Origin of the sequence: Sinomonas sp. ASV322 (assembly GCF_030908245.1) — a bacterium.
In the GTDB taxonomy this organism is placed as follows: Bacteria; Actinomycetota; Actinomycetes; order Actinomycetales; family Micrococcaceae; genus Sinomonas.
The window spans coordinates 1-25,355 of record NZ_JAVFJJ010000005.1; the positions used below are offsets into that span (position 1 = coordinate 1).

At 66.5% G+C, this 25,355-nt stretch carries 24 protein-coding genes and 1 pseudogene; 16 read left to right on the plus strand and 9 right to left on the minus strand.

Going from position 1 to position 25,355, the window contains the following annotated elements:
* Positions 1 to 255 (minus strand): annotated as a pseudogene (locus RBS12_RS08630) (IS256 family transposase); the annotation flags it as partial.
* Between the two features lie 165 nt (positions 256 to 420).
* Positions 421 to 948, minus strand: coding sequence for a hypothetical protein (locus RBS12_RS08635; protein WP_307965674.1), 528 nt, complete (start codon positions 946 to 948; stop codon positions 421 to 423).
* Between the two features lie 125 nt (positions 949 to 1,073).
* Here RBS12_RS08635 and RBS12_RS08640 point away from each other — a divergent pair, with 125 nt between their 5' ends.
* From RBS12_RS08640 to RBS12_RS08655, 4 genes are read left to right on the plus strand one after another with little or no spacing between them, the layout of a single operon-like run.
* Positions 1,074 to 1,790 carry a CPBP family intramembrane glutamic endopeptidase gene (locus RBS12_RS08640; RefSeq protein ID WP_307965675.1) on the plus strand — a complete coding sequence of 239 codons (717 nt, stop codon included), beginning with the start codon at positions 1,074 to 1,076 and terminating at the stop codon, positions 1,788 to 1,790.
* Positions 1,787 to 2,704, plus strand: a complete 918-nt coding sequence (locus RBS12_RS08645) for an ATP-binding cassette domain-containing protein (RefSeq protein WP_307965676.1) — start codon at positions 1,787 to 1,789, stop codon at positions 2,702 to 2,704. The genes RBS12_RS08640 and RBS12_RS08645 overlap by 4 nt, the downstream gene beginning before the upstream one ends.
* Complete coding sequence (locus RBS12_RS08650; RefSeq protein WP_307965677.1) at positions 2,701 to 3,450, plus strand: hypothetical protein; 750 nt, start codon at positions 2,701 to 2,703, stop codon at positions 3,448 to 3,450. Before RBS12_RS08645 ends, RBS12_RS08650 begins: the two co-directional genes overlap by 4 nt.
* 31 nt (positions 3,451 to 3,481) lie before the next feature.
* Entirely contained in the window at positions 3,482 to 3,847 is a 366-nt protein-coding gene (locus RBS12_RS08655) for a hypothetical protein (RefSeq protein ID WP_307965678.1), read from the plus strand.
* Positions 3,848 to 3,876: 29 nt separating this feature from the next.
* Here the strand turns inward: RBS12_RS08655 and RBS12_RS08660 are convergent, their stop codons facing one another.
* Entirely contained in the window at positions 3,877 to 4,599 is a 723-nt protein-coding gene (locus tag RBS12_RS08660) for an alpha/beta hydrolase (protein WP_307965679.1), read from the minus strand.
* Positions 4,600 to 4,791: 192 nt separating this feature from the next.
* Here RBS12_RS08660 and RBS12_RS08665 point away from each other — a divergent pair, with 192 nt between their 5' ends.
* Both RBS12_RS08665 and RBS12_RS08670 read left to right on the plus strand, forming a co-directional pair.
* Positions 4,792 to 5,886: an S-(hydroxymethyl)mycothiol dehydrogenase gene (locus RBS12_RS08665; protein WP_307965680.1), complete on the plus strand. Its 1,095-nt coding sequence runs from the start codon at positions 4,792 to 4,794 to the stop codon at positions 5,884 to 5,886.
* Entirely contained in the window at positions 5,886 to 6,515 is a 630-nt protein-coding gene (locus RBS12_RS08670; protein ID WP_307965681.1) for an MBL fold metallo-hydrolase, read from the plus strand. Before RBS12_RS08665 ends, RBS12_RS08670 begins: the two co-directional genes overlap by 1 nt.
* Before the next feature lie 84 nt (positions 6,516 to 6,599).
* Here RBS12_RS08670 and RBS12_RS08675 read toward each other — a convergent pair whose 3' ends face one another.
* The 5 genes from RBS12_RS08675 to RBS12_RS08695 all read right to left on the minus strand — a co-directional run bounded on the left by RBS12_RS08675 (position 6,600) and on the right by RBS12_RS08695 (position 11,644).
* Positions 6,600 to 7,388 carry an oxidoreductase gene (locus RBS12_RS08675; RefSeq protein WP_307965682.1) on the minus strand — a complete coding sequence of 263 codons (789 nt, stop codon included), beginning with the start codon at positions 7,386 to 7,388 and terminating at the stop codon, positions 6,600 to 6,602.
* Positions 7,389 to 7,462: 74 nt separating this feature from the next.
* Complete coding sequence (locus RBS12_RS08680; protein ID WP_307965683.1) at positions 7,463 to 8,038, minus strand: TetR/AcrR family transcriptional regulator; 576 nt, start codon at positions 8,036 to 8,038, stop codon at positions 7,463 to 7,465.
* 67 nt (positions 8,039 to 8,105) lie between these two features.
* Complete coding sequence (locus RBS12_RS08685) at positions 8,106 to 10,403, minus strand: FdhF/YdeP family oxidoreductase (protein ID WP_307965684.1); 2,298 nt, start codon at positions 10,401 to 10,403, stop codon at positions 8,106 to 8,108.
* 58 nt (positions 10,404 to 10,461) lie between these two features.
* Positions 10,462 to 10,872, minus strand: a complete 411-nt coding sequence (locus tag RBS12_RS08690) for a heme-binding protein (RefSeq protein WP_307965685.1) — start codon at positions 10,870 to 10,872, stop codon at positions 10,462 to 10,464.
* A gap of 100 nt (positions 10,873 to 10,972) precedes the next feature.
* Positions 10,973 to 11,644 carry a GntR family transcriptional regulator gene (locus RBS12_RS08695; RefSeq protein WP_307965923.1) on the minus strand — a complete coding sequence of 224 codons (672 nt, stop codon included), beginning with the start codon at positions 11,642 to 11,644 and terminating at the stop codon, positions 10,973 to 10,975.
* Between the two features lie 114 nt (positions 11,645 to 11,758).
* Here RBS12_RS08695 and purU point away from each other — a divergent pair, with 114 nt between their 5' ends.
* From purU to RBS12_RS08710, 3 genes are all read left to right on the plus strand, one after another.
* Positions 11,759 to 12,727 (plus strand): formyltetrahydrofolate deformylase, encoded by a 969-nt coding sequence (gene purU, locus RBS12_RS08700; RefSeq protein WP_373886499.1) that lies wholly within the window; start codon positions 11,759 to 11,761, stop codon positions 12,725 to 12,727.
* Positions 12,728 to 12,759: 32 nt separating this feature from the next.
* Positions 12,760 to 15,255: an FAD-dependent oxidoreductase gene (locus RBS12_RS08705; protein WP_307965687.1), complete on the plus strand. Its 2,496-nt coding sequence runs from the start codon at positions 12,760 to 12,762 to the stop codon at positions 15,253 to 15,255.
* A gap of 151 nt (positions 15,256 to 15,406) precedes the next feature.
* Complete coding sequence (locus RBS12_RS08710; RefSeq protein ID WP_307965688.1) at positions 15,407 to 16,210, plus strand: IclR family transcriptional regulator; 804 nt, start codon at positions 15,407 to 15,409, stop codon at positions 16,208 to 16,210.
* A 37-nt stretch (positions 16,211 to 16,247) separates the two neighbouring features.
* Here the strand turns inward: RBS12_RS08710 and RBS12_RS08715 are convergent, their stop codons facing one another.
* Complete coding sequence (locus tag RBS12_RS08715) at positions 16,248 to 16,919, minus strand: GntR family transcriptional regulator (protein WP_307965689.1); 672 nt, start codon at positions 16,917 to 16,919, stop codon at positions 16,248 to 16,250.
* Between the two features lie 125 nt (positions 16,920 to 17,044).
* On the opposite strand from RBS12_RS08715, the gene glyA reads away from it, so the two are divergent.
* From glyA to RBS12_RS08750, 7 genes are read left to right on the plus strand one after another with little or no spacing between them, the layout of a single operon-like run.
* Complete coding sequence (gene glyA / locus RBS12_RS08720) at positions 17,045 to 18,367, plus strand: serine hydroxymethyltransferase (RefSeq protein ID WP_307965690.1); 1,323 nt, start codon at positions 17,045 to 17,047, stop codon at positions 18,365 to 18,367.
* A complete protein-coding gene (locus RBS12_RS08725; RefSeq protein WP_307965691.1) occupies positions 18,367 to 19,584 on the plus strand; it encodes a sarcosine oxidase subunit beta family protein in 1,218 nt (405 codons plus the stop codon). Before glyA ends, RBS12_RS08725 begins: the two co-directional genes overlap by 1 nt.
* A gap of 31 nt (positions 19,585 to 19,615) precedes the next feature.
* Complete coding sequence (locus tag RBS12_RS08730) at positions 19,616 to 19,963, plus strand: sarcosine oxidase subunit delta (protein ID WP_307965692.1); 348 nt, start codon at positions 19,616 to 19,618, stop codon at positions 19,961 to 19,963.
* Positions 19,960 to 22,890: a 2Fe-2S iron-sulfur cluster-binding protein gene (locus RBS12_RS08735; RefSeq protein ID WP_307965693.1), complete on the plus strand. Its 2,931-nt coding sequence runs from the start codon at positions 19,960 to 19,962 to the stop codon at positions 22,888 to 22,890. The genes RBS12_RS08730 and RBS12_RS08735 overlap by 4 nt, the downstream gene beginning before the upstream one ends.
* Positions 22,883 to 23,542: a sarcosine oxidase subunit gamma family protein gene (locus RBS12_RS08740; RefSeq protein WP_307965694.1), complete on the plus strand. Its 660-nt coding sequence runs from the start codon at positions 22,883 to 22,885 to the stop codon at positions 23,540 to 23,542. Before RBS12_RS08735 ends, RBS12_RS08740 begins: the two co-directional genes overlap by 8 nt.
* A complete protein-coding gene (locus RBS12_RS08745) occupies positions 23,542 to 24,918 on the plus strand; it encodes an L-serine ammonia-lyase (RefSeq protein ID WP_307965695.1) in 1,377 nt (458 codons plus the stop codon). Before RBS12_RS08740 ends, RBS12_RS08745 begins: the two co-directional genes overlap by 1 nt.
* Positions 24,919 to 24,941: 23 nt before the next feature.
* Positions 24,942 to 25,163, plus strand: coding sequence for a hypothetical protein (locus RBS12_RS08750; protein ID WP_307965696.1), 222 nt, complete (start codon positions 24,942 to 24,944; stop codon positions 25,161 to 25,163).
* Positions 25,164 to 25,355: the final 192 nt, after the last annotated feature.

Below are 25,355 nucleotides of genomic sequence, written 5' to 3' on the forward strand. Positions count from 1 at the left end.
GTTCCAGCACCACGCCGTGACGCGCCGGAACGAGCGGTCGGGGCCCAGGCCGGCCTCGGCCTGCGTGTCCTTTCCCAGCAGCCAGCCGAGGAAGGCCTCGAGCTCGTGCCTGCGGGACAGGTCGGGGCGCCGACGAGTGGTCCCGGCCCGGCACGAGACGCACCTCCACCGCTGCGTCCCCGCGGCGGTCCGCCCGTTCTTTACCAGGACGGACCCGCATACCCGGCAGGACGTCGAATTGGAAGCAACCCTCACGCCTAAGGGTCACAGAGTAAGACGACCCCGATTTTCCCGCGCCAGCACTGGGATCCAGGCCAATCCCATCCCCACGTTTTGTCCTATAACCCGCCACGGAGGCCGCCCACGCCGATCCGTCCCACTCGCCTCAGTGAAGGCACCTACATCGCCGGAAGAGACTGCTCACCACGGAGATGCCCACACCAAACGGTACGGAATTCGCGGGGAACAACACTGAGTCCCCGAAAACGCCGCTAGTTTGATGCCTGCTCGGATAGAGCTCAAACAGCGATGGGGGATAACCATGAGTTCACTCTCAATTACTGCCGTAAAGACAGCGCACAAGAGGTCGGTTGCTCTTGCGCTAGCAACCGCCGTGCTGCTCTCGGCGCCAGCGGCAGTACGTTCGGCTTCAGCTTCAAGCGACATCACGGCAGCGTCGAGGTCCGTCGCGGCGACGTCGTTGGCAGCGAACGCGGCGGAAGCTTCAATACCTTCCCCATTGGCCATTGCCGGGACCGGCACGTCAGGACCATCAATATTGGAACACCAGAAGCGAATCAACATCGGGCCCGTGCTCAACTGGATCAGGTCGGCCGCTCCGTGGGTGTGGAACGCCATGGTCAATGCAGCCAGGTGGGGCTGGAGCGCCTTCATCAATTGGTGGAACGGGTTGGCTGGCTGGATCCGGGGCACCATCAATTGGTTCATCGGCGGCTATCTGTGGGACTTCTTCATGGAACTCCGTCGGCACTTCTTTGGCTGGTAAAGCATAGTTTGGGTCGCGTCCGAGGGAGTCGGCACGCTCGGACGCGACTAAATCAGAAAGGTCTTCCATGAGCAGTGCTCTAAATAGAGTCACCATTCAATTGGCTTCGCTCTGCGCGATCGCAGTACTGATTTCAACGGTGAGCTATCTGGCACTCTCAACGATTGAGATTGATGGGGATCTAGCATCGGGTCTTTCAATGGGCGCGACAGCACTCGGGCTGATGCTCTTCTCCCGCCTGTTTGCGATGCAGCCGGCGAGGATGTTAACCACTTCCTACCCAACACAAATTGCGGCCGCGCTGGCATTGGGGGCAATCTCCGTCACAGCCACATCATTTTTCTATCTTCCAATCGAGAGCGTCCGCCTCGGCCTCATCGGGATTTCGGCAGCACTCTTTGAGGAAGTCATCTTTCGTGGACTTCCGCTCTTGATAATTCTTCGAGAATCATGCGCGCCATTGGCCAGTGGCGGCATTATACTTTTGACCTCAATTGCATTCTCATCTCTCCACCCTTCCTTGCATCCAGTGATGTATGTGGATCGCCTCGTTTTTTCCGTACTTGCATTCCACCTCGCTACCGCAACAGAGTCCGTCTGGCCTGCGGTGGCTTATCATCTCTTCTCCAACTCGGCGGCAATAGCGCTCGTCTATTCATTTGAAGATGCCTCCGAATGGGCGATCCTCATCGCCGATTTGGCAATATTCGTCGGAATCCGTACAATTGTGGCGACGTCATGGGTCGTTGCACATGGACCAGTTGGGGGGATCTGGAACAGATGACACTGCTCGTCAACCGAATTTCCAAGACGTTCGGAGCCGTACAGGCGGTCCGCGAAGTTAGCTTTTCCTGCGAGTCAAGCTCGATCACGGGCTTCATCGGACCGAACGGATCCGGAAAGTCAACGACTCTGAAAATTGTCGCAGGCCTCGTGAAGCCTGACAGTGGCACGGTCTTGTTCAATGGCCAGCCTTACGCCTCTCTAGCAAATCCGGGTCGAGAGGTCGGGTTTCTACTGGATCCGACGGCCCACCACCCGGGAAGATCCGTGCGAGAGACCGCCCTGCTCAGCGCGATCATGATGGGCCACTCGAAGAGCCGAGTCCACGAGGTTCTGGAAGCCGTGGGCCTCGCAACCGTCAGCCGCAGGCGCGTTCAGACCCTGTCACTGGGTATGCGCCAGCGTCTGAGCCTTGCCATCGCCCTTCTTGGTGAACCCAAATGTCTCATACTCGATGAGCCGGGCAACGGCTTGGACGTCGAAGGTATGGCATGGCTCAATGAAGCCCTTCGTCTTCTCGCCTTAGACGGAGTATCCATACTCGTTTCCAGTCACTTGCTCAGCGAACTCGAAACCTACGTCGATCAGGTCGTTATTATCGATCGCGGGATGGTCGTCGCTGCGGAGTCCCTTGAACACCTGAAGACGACCGACCGCACGCATGTCAGCGGCCCTGAGTTACGGAATATTGAACTCGCCCTCCGCGAGGCCGGACTATCTGTCGAAGCCCACGATGGCTATGGATCTCATTATCTTGAAGTTCGAGCTCTCCCCGAGCTTGTTGGCGAGATCCTCTGGAAGAAGCATCTACAGGTGAATTTGCTGCAACAGGGGAAAGCCGATTCGTTGGCAGAATTTTACAAGGGTATTACCTCGCCTGAGTTCGCATCACCCAATAGAACGGATGGTGAGTGACCATGCCTTCCCTCAGCAATCCGGCAACCAATCCGCTGGGCGTTGCTCTATATGTTGAAATGCGAAAGCTGTTCGATACGCGAAGTGCACGATGGCTGCTCCTTTTTATGGGGATTTCGGGCATCTTAGCTGTTGGATTGGTCATCGTGCTGTCGATTATGCGGCACGAGCCGTTGAACCTGTCGGCATTGCTAGTGGTATTGGCACTTCCGGCCGGCTTCGGCACGCCGATCATAGCGATTCTTTCCATCACCTCGGATTGGCAGCACAAGGATGTCATCAAATTTTTTACCTTGCAGCCCCGCCGAGGCGTCATCCTGGGCGCCAAGTACCTCGCCGTTGGACTGTTTGCACTTGCCATAATGCTTCTTGCATCCTGCCTGGCGCTGCTTACAGTGCTGGCAATATCGGCAGCAACCGGTTCCGAATTGATCTACGGGGAGATCGGCGCCAATCTCTGGCTGGTCTTCTGCACGACCACGGTCGGCGCCGTCTCCGGAGCCGCCGTAGGTTCTGCCATCCTCTCCACCCCGCTGGCGATCATCTTCGTTCTATTCCAATCGTTTGTCTTCGATGCGCTGATTGGGCTCGTTGCCGAGAAGGCGACTCCCTACCTTCAGTCCGGCTCATTTGCCAAATTCCTGACAGAAGGCGGAGATATTCTCCCAGCCATCACATCATGCACAATTTGGATTGTTATTCCAGCCTCTATTGGCATCTGGCGCAACTTGAAGTCAGACATTTGATCGCACATCCACCGAACGAAAGGCTTCCGCTATGAATATTGGTCAACAGAAGCAGTTGGTCTTCCAGCTAAGACGAAAGGGAGTGCCGGAGTCCTCGCTGCCTGGCCTGCTGCAGAGCGCCCGCGAGGCATCCGCCGAGCAAGGTTCAACGTTTAGTGTGGCTGACTTCGCCGCGAAGGTTCCCAAGGGGCGGCAACGGTCAAAGGGAACCGTCCTCGGACTCATCGCCGCCGCAGTAGTTCTGGCGGGCCTGGGCGGGCATCTTTTCCTCAGCGGCGTTGTCGGTCTGCCGCTGAGCCTTCCCACACGTCTCTGGTCTATCGCCGGCACCCTTCTCATCTTGATAGCGCTCGTGTTCGCGGCTCACCACGTTGACCGCAGGCTTCCCGAGGGCTGACTGCACGTGAAAGCAGGCCATGCGCCATATCAGACGAGGCGCTCGAGGAGGTCTGCGAGCTCGATCGGCTTTGTGAGCATGGGAAAGTGACCCGTGTCGATGTCATAGACAGGCATGCCGTCCGCGCGAGCCCGCTCGGTGACCACGGACATGGGGTCATTCGCAGGGTGTTCGGTGCAAGTGATGTACACACGCGGGATCGTCTGCGTCGCGGGATTCCTCACGGTCATCACTTCACGGTACGTACCGATCGGGTGCGGGCCACGTCGCGACAACAAGGCCACGACCTTGTCGCCGTCAACCCCTTCACCGACTGACCCAATCCCGCCCAGCCGATCCAACGGCATAGGCGGGATACGCCAGCCATCCCCAGTTGCCTCCGCCGCCGCTTGAATGCTGTCGCGCACAGGCACGGGCAGGAGATCGAACATCGACATACCGTCCACTGGCAGGAATGCGTCGAGGTACACCAGCATCGAGATCTGATCAGGGATTCGCTCGCCGACGCCGGCGGCAACCAGTCCCCCGTAACTAAAGCCGACGACAGTGACTCGATGGACCCCGATCACCTCGCAGACTTGATCGATGTGGTCACTCAGTCGGGTCGCTGGGCCGCCCTCGCTGATCCGCTCGCCAACCCCGACCAGGCTGGGCGCCAACACCTCATGTCCGCGGCCGCGAAGGACCTCGGCAAAGTCGTCCCAGAGCCATGCTCCGGTTCCAGCGCCATGGATCAAAACGAACTCGCTCACCGGAACCCCTGCCCAACAAATCTTCGCGAGCCGCGACGCGGACGACGTCGACATTCTACTCGCAAACCAGCCCCCAGGGCAGGAGTAGGCCCTCGCCACCGGAAGGTGATCTACATCACTTCTCATGGCCATCCCGTAGGCTCCTCAAGGAGCATGGGCACCGTCATGCGTCAGGAGACCGGAGGAACATTCATGGCCGCAGCCGTCCACGAAGTCAAGGCAGTCGTCGTCCGCGAGAAGGGAGCCCCCGCAACCCTCGAGACGATCCTCGTCCCCGACCCAGGCCCCGGCGAGGCGCTCGTCGACGTCCTGACCTGCGGCGTGTGCCACACGGACCTCCACTACAAGCTCGGCGGGATCGGCAACGACTACCCGTACCTGCTGGGCCACGAGTCGACCGCCGTCGTGAGCGCCGTCGGCCCCGACGTCACCGACCTCAAGCCCGGGGATCGCGTCATCCTCAATTGGCGCGCCGTGTGTGGCGAGTGCCGCGCGTGCCGCAAGGGCCAGCCGCAGTACTGCTTCGCGACGCACAACGCGACACAGAAGATGACGCTCGCCGACGGCACGCCGCTTTCGCCCGCGCTCGGCATCGGCTCGTTCGCCGAAAAGACCCTCGTCGCCGCGGGGCAGTGCACGAAGATCGACGACGACGTCGACCCGGCCGCGGTGGGTCTCCTCGGCTGCGGCATCATGGCCGGCATTGGCGCGGCCATCAATACGGGTGCGGTGCAGCGCGGCGAATCGGTCGCCGTCATCGGCTGCGGCGGCGTGGGCTGCGCGGCGATCGCGGGCGCGAAGCTCGCGGGCGCGACGACGATCATCGCCGTCGACCTCGACCCGGCCAAGGTCGACATCGCCAAGAGCCTCGGCGCGACGCACGGCGTCGTCTCCCGCGAGCAGGACCCCGTCGAGGCGATCCGCGACCTCACGGGCGGCTTCGGCGCCGACGTCGTGATCGACGCCGTCGGCCGCCCCGAGACCTACAGGCAGGCGTTCTATGCGCGCGACCTCGCGGGCCGCGTCGTCCTCGTCGGCGTCCCGACGCCGGAGATGCTGCTCGAACTCCCGCTCCTCGACGTGTTCGGCCGCGGCGGCTCGCTCAAGTCCTCGTGGTACGGCGACTGCCTCCCGAGCCGCGACTTCCCGATGCTCGTGGACCAGTACCGGCTCGGCCGCCTGCCGCTCGACGCGTTTGTGACCGAGCGCATCGGCCTGGGCGACGTCGAGGCTGCGTTCGAGAAGATGCACCGCGGCGAGGTCCTCCGCTCGGTGGTGGAGCTCTGATGGCGGCTCGCATCGAGCGGATCGTCACCTCGGGCACGTTCTCGCTCGACGGCGGGACGTGGGACGTCGACAACAACGTGTGGATCGTCGGCGACGACGAGCAGGTCGTCGTGATCGACCCTGCGCACAACGCCGCCCAGGTCGCAGAGGCCGTGGGCGGGCGGACCGTGACGGCCGTCCTCCTCACGCACGGCCACGACGACCACATCCGGCACGCGGTCGACTTCGCCGAACGGGTCGGCGCTCCCCTGCATCTGCACCCCGAGGACCAAATGCTGTGGGAGGACGTCTACCCCGGGACGCGCCCGGACGCGGAGATCGCGGATGGGCAGCGGTTCGCGGCAGGCGGCACAGAGCTCGTGGCTGTCCACACGCCTGGCCACTCCCCCGGCTCGGTGAGCTTCCATGCGCCCGCGCTCGGAACGGTCTTCACGGGAGACACGCTCTTCCACGGCGGCCCGGGGGCCACGGGCCGCTCATTCAGCGACTTCCCCACGATCATCGAGTCGATCCGGGGCCGCCTCCTCACGCTGCCCGCGGACACGGTCGTCAACACGGGCCACGGCGACTCGACCACGATCGGCGCCGAGGCCCCTCACCTCCAGGAGTGGATCGACCGGGGCCACTGACACGGTCTCGCAAAAGTACGACGACGAAGGGCGGGCTCCGCGCGGAAGCCGCCCTTCGTCGTCGTACTCTCTGCGACCACCTGCTCAGCTGGTCTTGACGGTTCCTCCGTCGATCACGACGTCGGCGCCGACCAGGCTGAGCGCGGCCGGGGACGCGATGAAGGCGACCAGCCGCGCGACCTCCTCGGGCTCGGCAATGCGGCCAGAGGCGATGCCGAACATCCCGGGCATCGCGGCCAAGAAGTCTTCGTGCTCGGCTCCGTGGGCGGCGGCGACTTTAGCGCCGAACCCGTCAGGATCACGCCACAGCCCGGTGCCCACGGGGCCGGGAGACACCGTGTTGACACGCACGCCTCGCGGCCCGAACTCTTCGCTGAGGCGTTTGCTGAACGCGACCAGCGCCGCCTTGGCTTCGCTGTAGCCGACGGGGCCGGTCGCCGGCACACGGGCATTGATCGATGCGATGTTGATGATCACGCCCTGTCGGTCAATCAGACTCGACAACGCCGCCCGTGACGTCCAGACGGCGCTGAACAGATTCAAGTCAAAAAGGTTGCGCCACTGCTCGTCGTCGGCGTCGAGAAACCCGCCGAGCTTCAGCCGATCCGCGTCACCGGCACCCACGTTGTTGATGAGGATGTCGACTCCTCCAGTTTCGGCGAGAGCGGTTTCGACGACCGTTTGTGCACCATCGGGGGTGGACAGGTCAGCCGACACCGCCGCCACACTGGCCCGCTCCAATTCAGGAGTGACCGTGCGGGCCGCGCCCACCACGCGGGCCCCTTCGCGAGTCAACGCTTGAGCAATGGCGAGGCCGATCCCCCGGCTTGCACCCGTGACGACTGCGGTCTTTCCTTCGAGCTGGAGATCCATCTCAAACCAACCTTTCTTGAACTACTGGTCTAAAACGTGGGCAAAAGATAGGGCGGCCCGCGGGCCGCCCCTGGCTAGAACGTGGAGAGGGTCGTTTCGATGATCCGGTACAGAACTGGAGCTTCGTGGGTCATGGCCATGACGCGCAGACCTGCGAGTGTGTTCGCGAGGTACTCCGCGTAGGCGCGCGGGTCGAGGTCGCGGGAAACGTCGCCGTCCCGCTGCCCACGCTGGATCCTCGCTTCGAACCAGCCCGTCGACTCGTCCTGCATCCCCCGGATCTTCTGCGCAATGTCGGCGTCGTGGCCGGCGAGCTCGACGGCAGTGTTGCCGACGAGGCATCCCCGCCGGAGGGGCTGGGCCAGATCGGAATCAACAACGAACCGGAGCGCGGCGCCGATACATTCACGGGTGGTGCCGGGATGCTCGAGCAGGCCCTTCGCGAGCTCGGCGACCTGCCGGTGGTAGAGCTCCAGGCACTTGGTGAACAGCTCCCGCTTGCTCGCGAAGGCGTTGTACAGGCTGCCCTTGGCGATACCCGTCGCCTCCGCGAGCTGAGCCGGCGAGGTGCCGCCGTAGCCGTTGGTCCAGAACGCCTCCATCGCGCGGGACAGCACGACGTCGTCGTCGAAGGTCCGCGGTCTGCCCATGCCCCGACCGTAGACGTTTTAGTCCGATAGGTCAAGAACGTCGGGCCTGCCACCAGCAGGTCGCGGGCTACCCCCGCTTCTCAAAACGGATCATGACGGCCTTATAGGCGGGGGTGTTGGATTCCCGCGCGACGAGCTCCTTGTGGACCAGGACATTCGTCTCGGGATAATACGCAGCGGCGCACCCCTTGGCGGTCGGATACGCAACAAGCCTGAATCGTTCCGCGAGACGGTCGGACCCGTTGAACGTCGACACGACATCAACCAGCTCCTGATCGGCAAATCCGAGTTCGTCGAGGTCGTCTGGATGGACGAGCACGACTCGTCGCGCCTTGGAAATTCCGCGATAGCGGTCGTCGAGGCCGTAGATGGTCGTGTTGTATTGGTCGTGGCTCCGGAGGGTCTGGAGAATGAGATGGCCGGGCGGCGCCTCGAGATATTCGAAGGGGCTGACCGTGAAAATCGCCTTGCCGGCATCCGTGGCGAACGTCCGCGTATCGCGGGGCGGGCTCGGCAGCACGAATCCGCTCTTGCCCCTGACTCTGCCGTTGTAGTCCGCGAAACCCGGAATGGTCCGGGAAATGTGGTCGCGGATCACGTCGTAATCCTCCGCCATGGCCCGCCAGTCCACAGGGTGGCTGTCCCCGAACGTCGCCTGGGCCATCCGAGCGACAATGACCGGCTCAGCCAGGAGATGCTCGGAGACGGGACGGAGGCGGCCTTGGCTCGAGCGCACAACGGACATCGAATCTTCGATGGAGACGAATTGGCGACCGGAAGGGTGCTTGTCGTCGATATCCGTGCGCCCGAGCGTCGGGAGGATGAGCGACGTGCGGCCATGGACGATGTGGGATCGATTCGGCTTGGTCGAGATATGCACCGTCAGGCCTGCGCTTTTGAGCCCCCGCTCAAGGAGCGCCGTGTCGGATCCGGCCGAGGCGAAATTGCCGCCCATCGAGACGAAGACGTCGACCTCCCCGGCTTCGAGCGCGTGCTGGGTTTCGACCGAGTCGTAGCCGTGCTTTCGCGGCATCGGAAAGCCGAATTCCCTTTCGAGCGCGGCACTCAGGGCCTCTGTCGGCTTCTCCCAGATCCCCATCGTCCGGTCGCCCTGGACATTGGAATGACCGCGGACCGGGCAGGCGCCCGCGCCGGGCTTGCCGAAATTCCCCTGCAGGAGGAGGAGGTTGATGATCTCCTTGAGCGTGGGGACTGAATGCGGCTGCTGCGTGAGCCCGAGGGCCCAGCAGATGATGGTGCCTTTGGAGGCGGCCAGCATGTCAGCGACAGTTTCGATCTCCGCTCGGGCCAGGCCCGTGGCCGCCTCGGTGGCTGCCCAGTCGATCGCGCGGCGCGCCTCCGCATACGCCTCGAAGCCAAGCGTCTGCGACTCGACGAATTCACGGTCGACGACGGAGCCCGGCTCGCACTCTTCGCGCACCAGAAGGAGGTGGCCCAGAGCCTGGAGGAGGGCCAGATCTCCTCCGATCCTGATCTGCAGGAATTCATCGGCGATGGATGCTCCGTCGCCGACGACGCCTTCAATTGTCTGCGGGTCCCTGAAATTCAGGAGGCCCGCCTCGGGAAGAGGATTGACGGCGACGACCTTGCCGCCATTCTTCTTGCAATCGGCGAGCGCTGACAGCATACGGGGGTGATTCGTGCCGGGGTTCTGGCCGATGACGAGGACGAGCTGCGCGTGGTGGATGTCCTCGAGGGAAACCGTTCCCTTGCCGATGCCGATCGTCGGAATGAGCGCGACGCCCGACGATTCATGGCACATGTTCGAGCAGTCGGGAAGATTGTTGGTCCCGAGGCTGCGGGCGAAGAGCTGGTACATGAACGCGGTCTCGTTCGCGGTGCGCCCCGAGGTGTAGAACACGCAGCGGTCCGGCGTGGTCGCGTTGATGTGCTCCCCGATCAGGGCAAAGGCCTCATCCCACGCGATCGGCGAGTAATGCGTCTCGCCCGGGCGGATGACGACGGGAGCACTGATGCGGCCACGGCTTCCGAGCCAGAATTCGCTCTTGCCCTCGAGCTCCTCAATCGAGTATTCGGCCCAGAACTCGGGGGTCACGGTGCGAAGGGTGCCCTCTTCGGCGATCGCCTTGGCGCCGTTCTCACAGAACTCGGCCGGCTTCCGAGCGCCCGTGATCGACTCGGGCCACGCGCAGCCCGGGCAGTCGAAGCCGCCCCTTTGGTTGATGCGGAACATGGAGCGGGCCGTGCGGACGAGGCCAGCCTGGGCCAGGCCTCGTTCCATCGCCACCGCGACTGCCTTGACCCCCGCGGCGGCCGTCTTGGGGGGATGGACCTCCAGCGCATCCTCATCGATGTCGTGGGGGTCTGGCTTCTGGGCAAACACGGCCCGCTCCTTTCCGTGGATCGAGCCGCGCGGCGGCGGCCGATCCGAGGCAGTCGACTCAGGCGGACTGAAGGACCCCGGCCCCAGCAAGAGCGACGTGCCGGTCGTTCTCAACCACGTCTCCGCTGACACCTACCGCGCCGATGACCTCGCCCTCGCCGTTGCGCAGCGGGACGCCGCCGGGGAACGTGATGAGTCCGCCGTTGGAGACCTCGATCTGATAGAGAGGGCCACCGGGCTGGGAGAGGCCACCGAGGTCGCCGCTCTCCATGTCGAACTGCCGAGACGTCCGGGCCTTCCGGATGGAGATATCGATGCTGCCCAGCCAGGCGCCGTCCATCCGGCGGAACGCCTTGAGGTTGCCGCCGGCGTCAACGACAGCGACGTTCATGCGGCAGCCGATCTCGTGCGCCGCCCTGATGGCCGCCTCGAGAACCTGCTCTGCCTGGTCGGTGGAGATGTCGCTCATGATATGGCTCCTTTCGTAGGGAACTGCCATATCTGAAGGTATGAAACTAATATATGAGAGTCAAGGGGTCGGCAGCCTCATGAAGCGCTCGCCACGCCTGCTAGACCGCGAAGAGCGCCGCCCGCACCGCCGTCTCGAACCCTTCCACATGGAGGGCCGCAAGCTCGGCAGCCCGCTGCTCCTGGCCGTCGACGACGGCACGCAGGAGCGCGACGTGCTCATGGAGATGCCCGGCAAGGCCCGGGAGGCGATCCATGACAAGACACCAGATGCGGGTCGCGAGGTTGTCGTAGCGGACGAGGGCGTCCTCGAGGTGCGGATTGCCGGCGGCCGCGTAGATGCCGCGGTGCATTTCGGCGTCGAACCGAAGCGTCTCGCGGACGGTGGCCTTCGAGGCGTCGAAGGTGCGGACTTGCCCGAGGAGCGACGTGAGCTGACGACGCGCGGCAGGCGACGCCACGCGTGCGGCGCGGGCCGCGGCAAGGGGCTCGAGCTGGGCGCGGATCTCGGAGATGTAGGCGAGGTCCGTGACCTCTACGGGGGTCGCGAACGTGCCGCGCCGCGAATAGGTCACAACGAGCCGATCCATCTCAAGACGCTTGAGCGCCTCGCGCACGGGCGTGCGTCCGAACCCCAGTTCCCTCGCGAGAGCCTCGTCGTTGAGGGGGTCGCCCGGCCGGATCTCGAGGGTCAGGAGCCGGTCCCTGAGGGAGAGGTAGGCCATATCCGCCAAGGACGGCCTGAGCTGCGGATCGATCACCGCGTGGACCATGTCGGCACCCACCTCCACTGTTGACCCCACCGCTCTCGGCAGGATAGCCTGAGTCATACAGCTAATATATCAGAGTTGTATCAGACGGATATGACTCTCCTACCAGGAGCACCGATGTCCATGAGTGAGACCGCCACACGTCTGGCTGAGCCCGCTGCTTCGTCGCCCCGGCAGGCGAACCCCAAGGATGGGGAATCCCAGCATGGGAGAACTCACCAAGGGAAGGCCGGTGCAGCAGGGCACACCTCGGTCCTGACCCTCTCGTGCCCCGAGCGCCCCGGCATTGTCCAGGCCGTCACGGGCTTCCTGTATGAGCGCGGCTTCGACATCGTCGAACACCAGCAATTCGATGACCGCGGGCGCGGCGTGTTCTTCCTCCGCACGGCCTTCTCCGCAGAGTCGCCCGTCGACGCCTCGAAACTCGAAGAAGAGTTCCGCGGCACCGCGCGCGAGTTCGAGATGGAGTTCTCGTTCCACGACGAGACGAAGCCTCGGCTCCTCGTCATGGTGTCCAAGTTGGGCCACTGCCTCAACGACCTAATCTTCCGCTGGCGCGCAGGCACACTCGGCGGCGAGATTGCCGTCGTCGTGTCCAACCACGAGGACCTCCGCCCGATGGCCGAAGCCGCCGGGCTGGAGTTCGTCCACGTTCCGCTCACCGCCGACACGAAGGCCGAAGCCGAAGCGCGCCTCCTCGCGCTCATCGATGAACACAGCATCGACCTCGTCGTCCTCGCGCGCTACATGCAGATCCTCTCCGACGAGCTCACCACGGCCCTCAAGGGCCGCGCGATCAACATCCACCACTCGTTCCTCCCGGGCTTCAAGGGCGCCAAGCCCTATCACCAGGCCTACGAGCGAGGGGTCAAGCATGTGGGCGCGACCGCGCACTACGTGACGGCGGACCTCGACGAGGGCCCGATCATCGAGCAAGAGGTCATCCGGGTCGACCACACGTACCATCCGCAGACCCTCGCGACGGTCGGACAGGACGCCGAGTGCCTCGCGCTCTCGCGGGCCGTCCGCTGGCACTGTGAGCACCGCATCCTCCTCGACGGCGCGAGCACCGTCGTCTTCCGCTGACCCCGCACGACCGAAAAGCCGAAGGAAGAACTATGACTGTCTCACAGGCCTCACCGCGCGTCGTCATCATCGGCGCCGGCATCGTCGGAACCAACCTCGCGGACGAGCTCGTCCAGCGGGGCTGGACCAACATCACGGTTCTGGACCAGGGCCCACTCGACATGCCGGGCGGCTCGACGTCCCACGCTCCGGGCCTCGTCTTCCAGACGAACGCCTCGAAGACCATGAGCCTCTTCGCGAAGTACACGGTCCAGAAGCTCCTCTCCCTCGACTGCTTCAACCAGGTCGGGGGCCTCGAGGTCGCCACGACCGAGGCCCGCTACGAAGACCTCAAGCGCAAGCTCGGCTACGCGCAGTCGTGGGGCATCGAGGCCCGGCTCATCGACGCCGCAGAGTGCAAGCGGATCTACCCGCTGCTCAGCGAGGAGCTCGTGATCGGCGGCCTCCATATCCCGAGCGACGGCCTCGCCCTCGCGGCGCGCTCCGTCCAGCTGCTCATCGAGCGCACGCGCGAGGCTGGCGTCGTCTACAAGGGCTCGACGCCGGTCACAGGCATCGCCGTCGAAAGCACAGAGCACGACGGCGGCAAGGTCACCGGCGTGCAGACGCCCGACGGCGTGGTCCCCGCAGACATCGTCGTCTCCTGTGCGGGCTTCTGGGGCGTCGAGGTCGGCGCCATGGTCGGCATGTCGATCCCGCTCCTGCCGCTCGCCCACCAGTACGTCAAGACGGGCCCGGTCGCTGAGCTCACGGGCCGCAACGAGCTCCCCAACGGCGCAAGCCTCCCGATCCTGCGTCACCAGGACCAGGACCTCTACTACCGCGAGCACGGAGAGCGCTTCGGCATCGGCTCCTACGCGCACCGCCCGATGCCCGTCGTGGCCGCGGATCTCGGCCTGACTCCGAAGCAAGTCGACGAGCACAACATGCCGTCCCGCCTCGAGTTCACTCCCGAGGACTTCGCGGGGCCCTGGGAGGCCTCGAAGGAGATCCTGCCCGCGCTGCGTGAGGCCGAGATCGAGGACGGCTTCAACGGCATCTTCTCCTTCACCCCGGACGGCGGCCCGATCGTGGGCCAATCGCGCGACGTCGAGGGCTTCTACGTCGCCGAGGCCGTGTGGGTGACGCACTCCGCCGGCGTGGCCCGCGCCGTCGCCCAGCTGCTCACGGAGGGCAACTCGGAGATCGACCTCGGCGAATGCGATGTGGACCGCTTCGAGGACGTCCAGCTCGCCCCCTCCTACGTGAGCGAGACGTCCCAGCAGAACTTCGTCGAGATCTACGACGTCCTGCACCCGCTCCAGCCCAAGGAGTCGCCGCGCAACCTTCGCGTGAGCCCGTTCAACGCGCGGCACCGCGAGCTCGGCGGCTACTTCCTCGAGGGCGGCGGCTGGGAGCGGCCGTACTGGTTCGAGGCCAACGCTCCGCTGCTCGACGAGCTCCCGGCCGAGTGGCAGCCGCCGGCCCGCGACGCATGGTCGGCCCGCTACAGCTCCCCCATCGCCGCGGCCGAAGCGTGGAAGACGCGCACCGCCGTCGCCATGTATGACATGACGCCGCTCAAGCGCCTCGAGATCTCCGGACCCGGCGCCGTCGCCCTCCTCCAGAAGCTCACGACGGGCGATGTCTCGAAGAAGCCCGGCGCCGTCACCTACTGCCTCCTCCTGAACGAGCATGGCGGCATCCGCAGCGACATCACCGTGGCGAGGCTCGACGACGAGACGTTCCAGGTCGGCGCGAACGGCAGCATCGACCTCGCCTACTTCGCGAGGGAGGCGCGCCGCCAGCGCGAGGCCGATCCCACCCAGTGGGCCCAGGTCCGGGACATCACGGGCGGCACGTGCTGCATTGGCCTGTGGGGTCCGCTCGCGCGCGAGGTCGTCTCCTCGATCAGCAGCGACGACTTCTCGAACGACGGCCTGCGCTACTTCCGCGCCAAGAAGGCCACCGTCGGCGGGGTGCCCGTGACGGTCATGCGGCTCTCCTACGTGGGCGAGCTCGGGTGGGAGATCTACACGACCGCGGACAACGGGCAGCGGCTCTGGGACGTCCTCTGGCAGGCCGGCCAGCCGCACGGCATCATCGCCGCGGGCCGCGCCGCCTTCAGCGCGCTGCGGCTCGAGAAGGGCTACCGCTCGTGGGGCACCGACATGACCACCGAGCACGATCCGTACGAGGCCGGGCTCGGCTTCGCGGTGAAAACCGCAAAGGAGCACTTCGTCGGCAAGTCGGCGATCGAGGGCTGGACCGAGGAGACGCCTGGGCGGCGGCTCCGCTGCCTTACGGTCGACGACGGCCGGTCCATCGTGCTGGGCAAGGAACCGGTGTTCTACAAGGACGAGCCCGTGGGCTACGTGACGAGCGCTGCGTACGGCTACACGATCGGCAAGCCGATCGCCTACGCGTACCTTCCCAGCACGGTCACCGAGGGCGACGCCGTCGAGATCGAGTACTTCGGCGTCCGCGTCCGCGCGACCGTCACGCCCGAGCCGCTCTTCGACCCGGAGATGAAGCGACTGCGCGGCTGAATCCCGGGCAGCAGTCGCACGGCGGCCCGTCCCTCCCAAGGGGCGGGCCGCCGTCGTCCTCCTCGCGTTCGGATCCCGCGCCCGTTCCCCCGTGGCGAACCGCAGGCGATCCGGCGCGCCCTATACACCATCGTTCTGGCAGGATTGGCCCATGGGGAAGACAACAGAGTCCGAGGAACCGGACGAAGGACGATCCGCGAACGGCGTGCAGGCCGTCGATCGGGTGGTCCGCGCCCTCGAGATCCTTGCCAAGGAAGGAAGCGCCGCCGTCGGCGATATGGCCGATCGCATGGGCGTGCACAAGTCGACCGCCTCGCGCATCCTCGGGGCGCTCGAAACCCACGGCTTCGTGCAGCAGAGCACGCGCCGCGGGAAGTACCAGCTCGGCGTGGGCCTGCTCCGCGTGGCGAGCTCGATCCCGAGGCGGCTCAGCCTCGTCCACACCGCTCGCCCCGTGCTCGAAGATCTCGCGCAGCGCTACGGCGAAACCGTCAACCTCGCCGTGCGCCGCGATGTGTACGCCGTGAACGTCGACCAGGCACTGGGAGCGGCGAACCTCGCGAGCTACGACTGGATCGGCAACCTGACCCCGCTCTACGCGACGTCGAGCGGCAAGGTGTTCCTCGCCTACCTCCACTCGAGCGAACGGGACCAGCTGCTCGAGCGGGTCGAGCTCAAGGCCCTCACGCCGCACACACTCGACCGCGAACAGCTCGAGCGTGAGCTTCCCTCGATCGTCGAGCGCGGCTACGCGTCGACCCACGGCGAGCTCGAAGACGGGCTCAATGCCATCGCCGCGCCGATATTCGGCCACACGGGCGATCTCATCGGCGCCGTGAGCGTCTCCGGCCCAGCCTTCCGCTTCGACCCGTCCGATCCCGGCGTGATCAACGCCGTTGTCGCCGCCGGGGAGGAAATCACCGAGCTCATGGGCGGCCCGGCGCACGCCGAGTAAGTTCGAGGGCGCGCCGCCGCTGCGTTGGGAGCGCGCCTCAGAGCACGTCGCGGATCGCCATCTCAAAGCTTTTCACGTGTTCGAGGGTCAGGCTCGCCGCGGCATCGGCGTCGCCGTCCGCGATCGCGTCGAGGAGACGGGTGTGCTCGCGGACGTGGTGGGCGAGATCCGGCAGCCGGTCGATCACGAGGCACCAGATGCGGGTCGCGAGGTTGTCGTAGCGGATGAGCACATCCTCGAGGTGGGCGTTTCCGGCCGCCTGGTAGATGAGCTTGTGCACCGACATGTCGACGCGCATGAGGGCCGTGCGGTCGCCACTGCCGTCGACGCGGCCGATTTCCTTGGCCTTGGCCCGCAGCTCGGCGCGCATGTGGGGCCCGGCGTTCTCGGCGGCCCGGCGGGCGGCAAGCGGCTCGAGAAGCTCCCGGATCTCCGAAATCGCGGCGAGCTCCGTGATGTCGACGACGGTCGCGAACGTCCCGCGGCGGGGATAGGTCACCACGAGGTGGTCCGTCTCGAGCCGCTTGAGGGCCTCGCGGACCGGGGTGCGCCCGACGCCGAGTTCCGCGGCCAGCTGGCCGTCGTTGATGGGTTCCCCGGGGCGGATTTCGAGCGTGATGAGCTTGTCCTGCAGGCGCTGATAGGCGAAGTCGGCGAGCGAGACCCCGGCCCTCGATTCCCCCGATGCGAGCGCTTCCTGCAGCGTCATGAAAGTCCTGCCTTCCCTGTTCCGTGACGGTTGACTTCTCCTCCGGGCTCAATCATACTCGTCATCAGACATTGATATATCAGTGTGATACTAGTTTTGATCTAGCTCCCATAGGAGGAGGCGAGATGACTGATGTCCTGACCCGTTCGCTCGCAGAGACCGACCCCGAAGTCCACGCCGCGATTGCCAGGGAGCTGGACCGGCAGCGAGGCACGCTTGAGATGATCGCGTCGGAGAATTTCGCCCCGACCGCAGTCATGGAGGCCCAGGGCTCTGTGCTGACGAACAAGTACGCGGAAGGCTACCCGGGCCGGCGCTACTACGGCGGCTGCGAGAACGTCGACGTCATCGAGCAGCTCGCGATCGACCGGGTCAAGGCCCTTTTCGGCGCCCAGTTCGCCAACGTCCAGCCCCACTCGGGCGCGCAGGCCAACGCGGCGGCGATGTTCGCGGTCCTCGAGCCCGGCGACACGATCCTCGGCCTCTCTCTCGCCCATGGCGGCCACCTCACGCACGGGATGAAGATCAACTTCTCGGGCCGGCTCTACAAGGTGGTCCCGTACGAGGTGAGCCCCAAGGACTTCCTCATCGACATGGCCGAGGTCGAGCGGCTCGCACTCGAGCACCGGCCCAAGCTCATCGTCGCCGGCTGGTCCGCCTACTCGCGGCAGCTCGACTTCGCCGAATTCCGCCGGATCGCGGACCTTGTTGGCGCCCTCCTGATGGTTGATATGGCCCACTTCGCGGGCCTCGTCGCGGCAGGGCTCCACCCCAACCCGGTGCCCCATGCGGACATCGTGACGACGACGACGCACAAGACCCTGGGCGGGCCGCGCGGCGGCGTGATCTTCACGAACAGCCCGGAGCTCGCAAAGAAGATCAACTCCTCGGTGTTCCCGGGCCAGCAGGGCGGTCCGCTCGAGCACGTCGTCGCTGCCAAGGCGGTCGCCTTCAAGCTCGCCGCGGAGCCGGCATTCCGCGAGCGCCAGGAGCGCACGCTCCGCGGCGCGCGGATCATCGCAGAGCGCCTCCTCGAGAGCGACGTCGCCGCGGGCGGCGTCTCGGTGGTCAACGGCGGCACGGACGTGCACCTCGTCCTCGTCGACCTGCGGAACTCAGAGCTCGATGGGCGGCAGGGCGAGGACCGCCTGCACCGCATCGGCATCACGGTGAACCGCAACGCCGTGCCGTTCGACCCGCGGCCCCCGATGGTCTCCTCGGGACTGCGCATCGGCACGCCGGCCCTCGCGACGCGCGGCTTCGGCGAGGCCGAGTTCCGCGAGGTCGCGGACATCATCGCCACGGCACTCAAGCCCAGCTTCGACGACGACGTCGCGGATGCGCTGAGCGCCCGCGTGGCGCGGCTCGCCGACGCGCACCCGCTCTACCCAAATCTGACCCTGGTCCCGGCCGAAGACTCGAACCTCATCTCGAACGGAGCCCTGTGATGGCGGATCTCTTGCCCGAGCACCCGGATTTCCTGTGGCGCAACCCTGACCCGAAGCCCTCCTACGACGCAGTGATCGTCGGCGGGGGCGGGCATGGCCTCGCGACGGCGTACTACCTCGCGAAGAACCACGGGATGACGAACATCGCGATCCTCGAGCGCGGGTGGCTCGCGGGCGGGAACATGGCCCGCAACACGACGATCATTCGATCCAACTACCTGTGGGACGAGTCCGCGGCCATCTACGAGCACTCGCTCAAGCTCTGGGAGACCCTCCCCGACGAGCTCGAGTACGACTTCCTCTTCAGCCAGCGCGGCGTCATGAACCTCGCGCACACGCTCCAGGACGTCCGCGAATCGGTGCGGCGGGTGGGCGCGAACAAGCTCAACGGCGTCGACGCCGAGTGGCTCGACGTCGACCAGGTCAAGGAGCTCTGCCCGATCCTCAACACGAGCGACAAGATCCGCTACCCCGTGCTCGGCGCGACGTACCAGCCGCGCGCCGGCATCGCGAAGCACGACCACGTCGCGTGGGCCTTCGCCCGCAAGGCGGACGAGCTCGGCGTCGACCTCATCCAGAACTGCGAGGTCACGGGCTTCGTCAAGGACGGCAACCGCGTGGTCGGCGTCCAGACGAATCGGGGCACGATCGCCACTGAAAAGGTCGCGCTGTGCGCCGCCGGCCATTCGAGCGTGCTGGCGAAGATGGCCGGCTTCGACCTGCCGATCCAGTCCCACCCGCTCCAGGCGCTCGTGTCCGAGCTCCACGAGATCGTGCACCCGACCGTGGTCATGTCCAACCATGTGCACGTCTACGTCTCGCAGGCGCACAAGGGCGAGCTCGTCATGGGCGCGGGCATCGACTCGTACAACGGCTACGGCCAGCGCGGCGCGTTCCACGTCATCGAGGAGCAGATGGCCGCCGCCGTCGAGCTCTTTCCGATCTTCGCCCGCGCGCATCTCCTACGCACGTGGGGCGGCATCGTGGACGTCACGCTCGACGCGTCGCCCATCGTCGGCCTCAGCCCCGTCGAGAACCTATACGTCAACTGCGGCTGGGGCACGGGCGGGTTCAAGGGCACGCCCGGCGCGGGCTGGACCATGGCCCACACCATCGCAACCAACGAGCCGCACCGCCTCAACGCGCCCTTCTCCCTCGAGCGCTTCGTCACCGGGGCGCTCATCGACGAACACGGCGCGGCCGCCGTCGCCCACTAGCGCCGTCGCCCATTAATAAGGAGAGCCAGCGATGATCCTGATCAGCTGCCCGAACTGCGGGCCGCGCGACGAGACCGAGTTCCACTACGGCGGGCAGGCCCACGTGGCGTACCCCGACGACCCGAGCGCCCTGACCGACGAGGAGTGGGGACGCTACCTCTTCTACCGCGAGAACCCGAAGGGCCTTTTCGCGGAGCGGTGGGTCCACTCGGGCGGATGCCGGAAGTGGTTCAACGCCGTCCGGGACACCGCCACCTATCGCATCGCCGCCGTCTACCGCATCGGCGAGACCCGCAGTGTTCCGTCACTCGCCTCCGGCGAGACCCGCCCAACCCGCCCTGCCGCCTCGGACCAGAGCCTCCCTGGAGGAGCCAAATGAGCCGCCAACCCAACCGCCTTCGCCAGGGCGGCCGGATCGACCGCTCGGTGGAGCTGGCCTTCACCGTCGACGGGCGCGCCTACACCGGGCACCCCGGCGACACCGTGGCGTCCGCGCTTCTCGCGTCCGGAGTCATGGAGACGGCCCCATCGCTGTATCGCAACCGCCCGCGCGGCATCGTCGCGGCGGGGGTCGAGGAGCCGAACGCGCTCCTCAAGGTGCGCCGCCCGGGCCACTCCGTGACCGAGTCCATGCTCCCGGCCACGGCGCTCGAGCTCGTCGGCGGGATCGACGCCCAGTACCTCTCCGGCCTCGGCCAGCTCGACCCGGCCGAGGACACGTCCGTCTACGACAAGAAGTACGTCCACGCCGACATCCTCGTGGTCGGGGCGGGGCCGGCGGGACTCGCCGCGGCCCGCGAGGCCGCCCACACCGGCGCACGGGTGGTCCTCATCGACGACCAGCCCGAGCTCGGCGGTTCGCTCCTCTCGGACCCGAACGCGAAAATCGGCGGGCAATCAGCCCTCGAGTGGGTCGCCTCCGTCCGCGGGGAGCTCGACGCCGCGCCCGAGGCCACGGTCCTGACCCGCACCAACGCGTTCGGAAGCTACGACTCGAACTACGTCATCGCCCTGGAGAACCGTACGGACCACCTCGGCAGCCGGATCGAGAACGCCGCGCTCGCGAGCGTTTCCCGACAGCGTGTGTGGCACATCCGCGCCCAGCAGGTCGTGCTCGCGACCGGCGCCCACGAACGCCCCATCGTGTTCCGCAACAACGACCGCCCCGGCGTCATGCTCGCCTCCGCGGTCCGCACGTATCTCAACCGGTACGCGGTCGCGGCCGGCTCGCGCGTCGTCGTCTCCACGACGAACGACAGCGTCTACCCGCTCGTCGCCGAGCTCATCGCGGCGGGCATCCAGGTCGCCGCCGTCGCCGATGCCCGCCCCGAGCTCTCCGCCGCCGCCGAGGCAGCGAAGGCAAGCGGCGTCGTCGTCCTCCCTGGCGCCACCGTCGTCGACACAGTGACAGGCACCCAAGGCGGCCCGCGAGTCACCTCCGCGACGATCCGGGCGATCGACGACGACGGCGCCCCCGTGGGTGCCGAGCGAACCTTCGCGTGCGACCTCGTCGCCGTCTCCGGCGGCTGGAGCCCCGTGGTCCACTTGCACAGCCAGCGGCAGGGCAAGATTGGCTGGGACGACGATCTGGTCGCGTTCGTGCCGTCGGGCGCCGTCGAGGGCCAGCAGATCGTGGGCGCCGCCCGCGGCAGCTACGCGCTCGACGACTGCCTCGCCGAGGGGACCAACGCGGGAGCGGTCGCGGCGTTCAACGCCGGCTTCGTCACCGAGGGCGGCGCGCACGCCCTCTCCGTGCCGGGCACCGCGCCGCGCCCCGTGGGCACGACCCGCCCCCTGTGGGTGGTCCGGGACGAGGACGGGAGCCTCGCGGGTCTCGACGAGCACTTCGTGGACCTCCAGCGCGACCAGACCGTCGCGGACGTCCTTCGCGCGACCGGCGCCGGAATGCGCAGCGTCGAGCACATCAAGCGCTACACGTCGATCAGCACTGCGAACGACCAGGGCAAGACCTCGGGCGTCAACGCCATCGGCGTCATTGCCGCGGCGCTCAACAACGGCGCGACCCCGGGCGAAATCGGCACAACGACCTACCGGGCCCCGTACGCGCCCGTCGCATTCGCGGCCCTCGCCGGGCGCGAACGCGGGGAGCTCTTCGATCCCGAGCGCCTTACGTCGATCCACGCGTGGCACGTCGGGCACGGCGCGGAGTTCGAGCTCGTGGGCCAGTGGCTCCGCCCGCGGTACTACCCCCAGCCGGGAGAGTCGATGGACGACGCCGTCTACCGCGAGTGCGCGGCCGTGCGCTCCTCGGTGGGCATGATGGACGCGACGACGCTCGGCAAGATCGAGATTTGGGGCGGGGACGCTGGCGAGTTCCTCAACCGCATCTACACGAACGCGTTCAAGAAGCTCGCCCCCGGCTCGGCGCGCTATGGCGTCATGTGCACCCCAGACGGGATGATCTTCGACGACGGCGTCACCTTGCGCCTCGACGAGAACCGCTTCTTCATGACGACGACGACCGGCGGCGCCGCACGCGTGCTCGACTGGCTCGAGGAGTGGCACCAGACCGAATGGCCCGGGCTCGACGTGAACTTCACGTCCGTCACGGAGCAGTGGACGACGGTCGCCGTCGTCGGCCCGAAGTCCCGCGCCGTCGTCGCCCGCATCGCGCCAGAGCTGGACCTCGACAACGAGGCCTTCCCGTTCATGACCTTCCGCGAGACGACGCTCGCCTCGGGCATCCCCGCCCGCGTGTGCCGCATCTCGTTCTCGGGCGAACTCGCGTTCGAGGTCAACGTGGCCGGCTGGTACGGGCAGCAGGTTTGGGAGGACATCTTCGAGGCCGGCGCTGAGTTCGACATGACCCCGTACGGCACCGAGACGATGCACGTGCTCCGCGCCGAGAAGGGCTATCCGATCGTCGGGCAGGACACGGACGGCACCGTCACGCCGCAGGACGCGGGCATGGACTGGATCGTCTCGAAGGCCAAGGACTTCATCGGCAAGCGCTCCTACTCCCGCGTCGACACGGCGCGGACGGACCGCAAGCACCTCGTCTCGCTCCTTCCGGTCGACCCGACGTTCCGGCTCCCCGAGGGCACTCAGGTCGTCGAGTCCGGGATCACGGTCAACCCGGCCTACGGGCCCGTGCCGATGCTCGGGCACGTGACGTCGAGCTACCACTCGGCGGCGCTCGGGCGCTCGTTCGCCCTGGCCCTGATCAAGAACGGCCGCAACCGCATCGGCCAGACCCTCGTCGCCCCCGTGGGCAACCAGCTCGTCGATGTCGTCGTCGGCGACACCGTCCTCTACGACCCCGAAGGGAAGCGCCGCGATGGCTGAGCACCTGACTGCATCCACCCTCGCCGACCTCAACCGCCCGGCCGGCCCAGCCCTCGGCACTTCAGACCTGCGTCGCAGCCCCGCCGCCCACCTCGCGCCGCTCTTCGCGGCGGCCGAGGTGACCGGGCCGAACAGCGTCGCGCTGCGCGAAGTGCCGTTCCTGACCATGGTCGGCCTGCGCGTGGCCCCCGACTCGGACTCGGCGGACCGAGTCGAGGCCCGCCTCGGCACGCAGCTTCCTGCCCGCTGCGGCGACGTCGGCATCGGCACGGGCTGCTCGGTGCTCTGGCTGGGCCCCGACGAATTCCTCGTCGTCACCACCGCGAGCTCCGCAGAGTTCACCGCGCGCCTTGTCCAGGCCATCGGCACCGAGCCGGGCTCCGCCGTCGACCTCTCCGCGAACCGCACGACGTTCGAGCTCACCGGACGCGCAGCACGCGACGTCCTCGAGAAGGGCTGCCCGCTCGACCTGCACCCCCGGGCGTTCGCCGTGGGGTCCGCGTACGTCACCCAGCTCGGGCCCGTGCCGATCATCCTCTGGAAGACCGGCCCCGAGACGTACGAGATCTACCCCCGCGCGTCCTTCGCGGACTACCTCGGCCGCTGGCTCCTCGACGCAATGGCGGAGTTCAGGGCGCTGGAGCTGCTCTGATGGCGCTGAGCGCGCTCGATATGTTCTCGGTCGGCATCGGCCCGTCGTCGTCGCACACGGTCGGGCCGATGCGGGCCGCGGCACTGTTCATCGAGGGCTTGCGCTCAGCCGGCCTCTTGAGTGCCGTCGAGCGGATCCAGGCCGAGCTCTTCGGCTCGCTCGGAGCGACTGGCCACGGGCATGGCTCGGACAAAGCCGTGATCCTCGGCCTGCAGGGCGAACGGCCCGAGACCGTGGACACCGACACGGCCGACGCGCGGGTCGCTGCCGTCACCGCGCAGGGCAAGCTCCTGATCGCTGGCGAGCGCTGCATCGCGTTCTCGCGGGCCGACGACGTCGTGCTCCACCGTCGCCGCACGCTGCCGTCGCACCCCAACGGGATGGTGTTCAGGGCGTTCGACGACGGCGGGGAGCTCCTGAGGGAAGGGACCTTCTATTCCGTGGGCGGCGGGTTCGTCGTCGACGAAGACGCCGTCGGGGCCGATCGCATCGTCGAGGACGAGACGCCCCTTCGGTACCCCTTTACGAGCGGCGCCCAGCTCCTCGAACACTGCCGCCGCGAGGGCATGCGCATCAGCGACATCATGCTCGCGAACGAGCTGTCCTGGCGCACGGAGGCGGAGCTTCGCGCCGAGCTCCTGCACATCTGGGCGGTCATGAAGGAGTGCGTCCGCAACGGGTGCACCCGCACCGAGAAGCTGCTCCCGGGCGGTCTCAAAGTCCCGCGGCGGGCGCCGAAGCTCCTCGCCGACCTCGAGGCCGCACACGATGAGACCGACCCGTTCCGGGCGATGGACTGGGTCAACCTCTTCGCTTTGGCGGTCAACGAGGAGAACGCCTCGGGCGGGCGGATTGTCACCGCGCCGACGAACGGCGCGGCCGGGATCGTGCCCGCCGTCCTGCACTACTACGAGAAGTTCGTCCCAGGGGCTGACGACGACGGCGTCGTGCGCTTCCTGCTCACGGCGGCGGCGGTGGGCATCCTCTTCAAGGAGAACGCATCCATTTCGGGTGCCGAGGTCGGGTGCCAGGGAGAGGTCGGCTCGGCATGCGCGATGGCCGCCGGCGGGCTGTGCGAGGTGCTCGGCGGCACGCCCGAGCAGGTCGAGAACGCCGCCGAGATCGGCATCGAGCACAACCTCGGCCTCACATGCGACCCCGTGGGCGGGCTCGTGCAGATCCCCTGCATCGAGCGGAACGCGGTCGCAAGCAACAAGGCGATCAACGCCGCTCGCATTGCCCTGCGCGGGGATGGCAGCCACAAGGTCTCCCTCGACAAGGCCATCAAGACCATGCGGGAGACCGGCGCCGACATGAAGGTCAAGTACAAGGAGACGTCGCGCGGCGGCCTCGCCGTGAACGTCATCGAGTGCTGATGCGAGAAGGGCTGTGATTGCGCATGTTGTTGCAGGCCATCAAGACCGCGACCGGACGCGGACGACGGGACGACTGGTCACAGCTGATCGGCCGAACGGTAGAGGTGTGGCTTGGGGGCCAGCTCGTGACCACAGGCGTCGTGGACCAGGCGACCTCGGACGACATGGTCCTGTGGATCGCGGCCCAAGGGATCCAGCGCCGGAAGCTCTACGACAAGCTCACGGGCTACGAGATCTGGGCGTGACGGGGTCCCATTCGCGCGGCGGTGCGCTGCCGCCGGAGCGGCTGACGGCCGCTGCGCGGATGAGTCGGCTGGATTTCACAGGCCACTGGCTGGCACTCGGCGTTGACCCAGATCAGGCAGTCGAATGGCGGTCCGGCGTGCGCGATGACGTGCGCGCACCTTATTAATGGCCAGGGCGGGAATCAGTGAGGC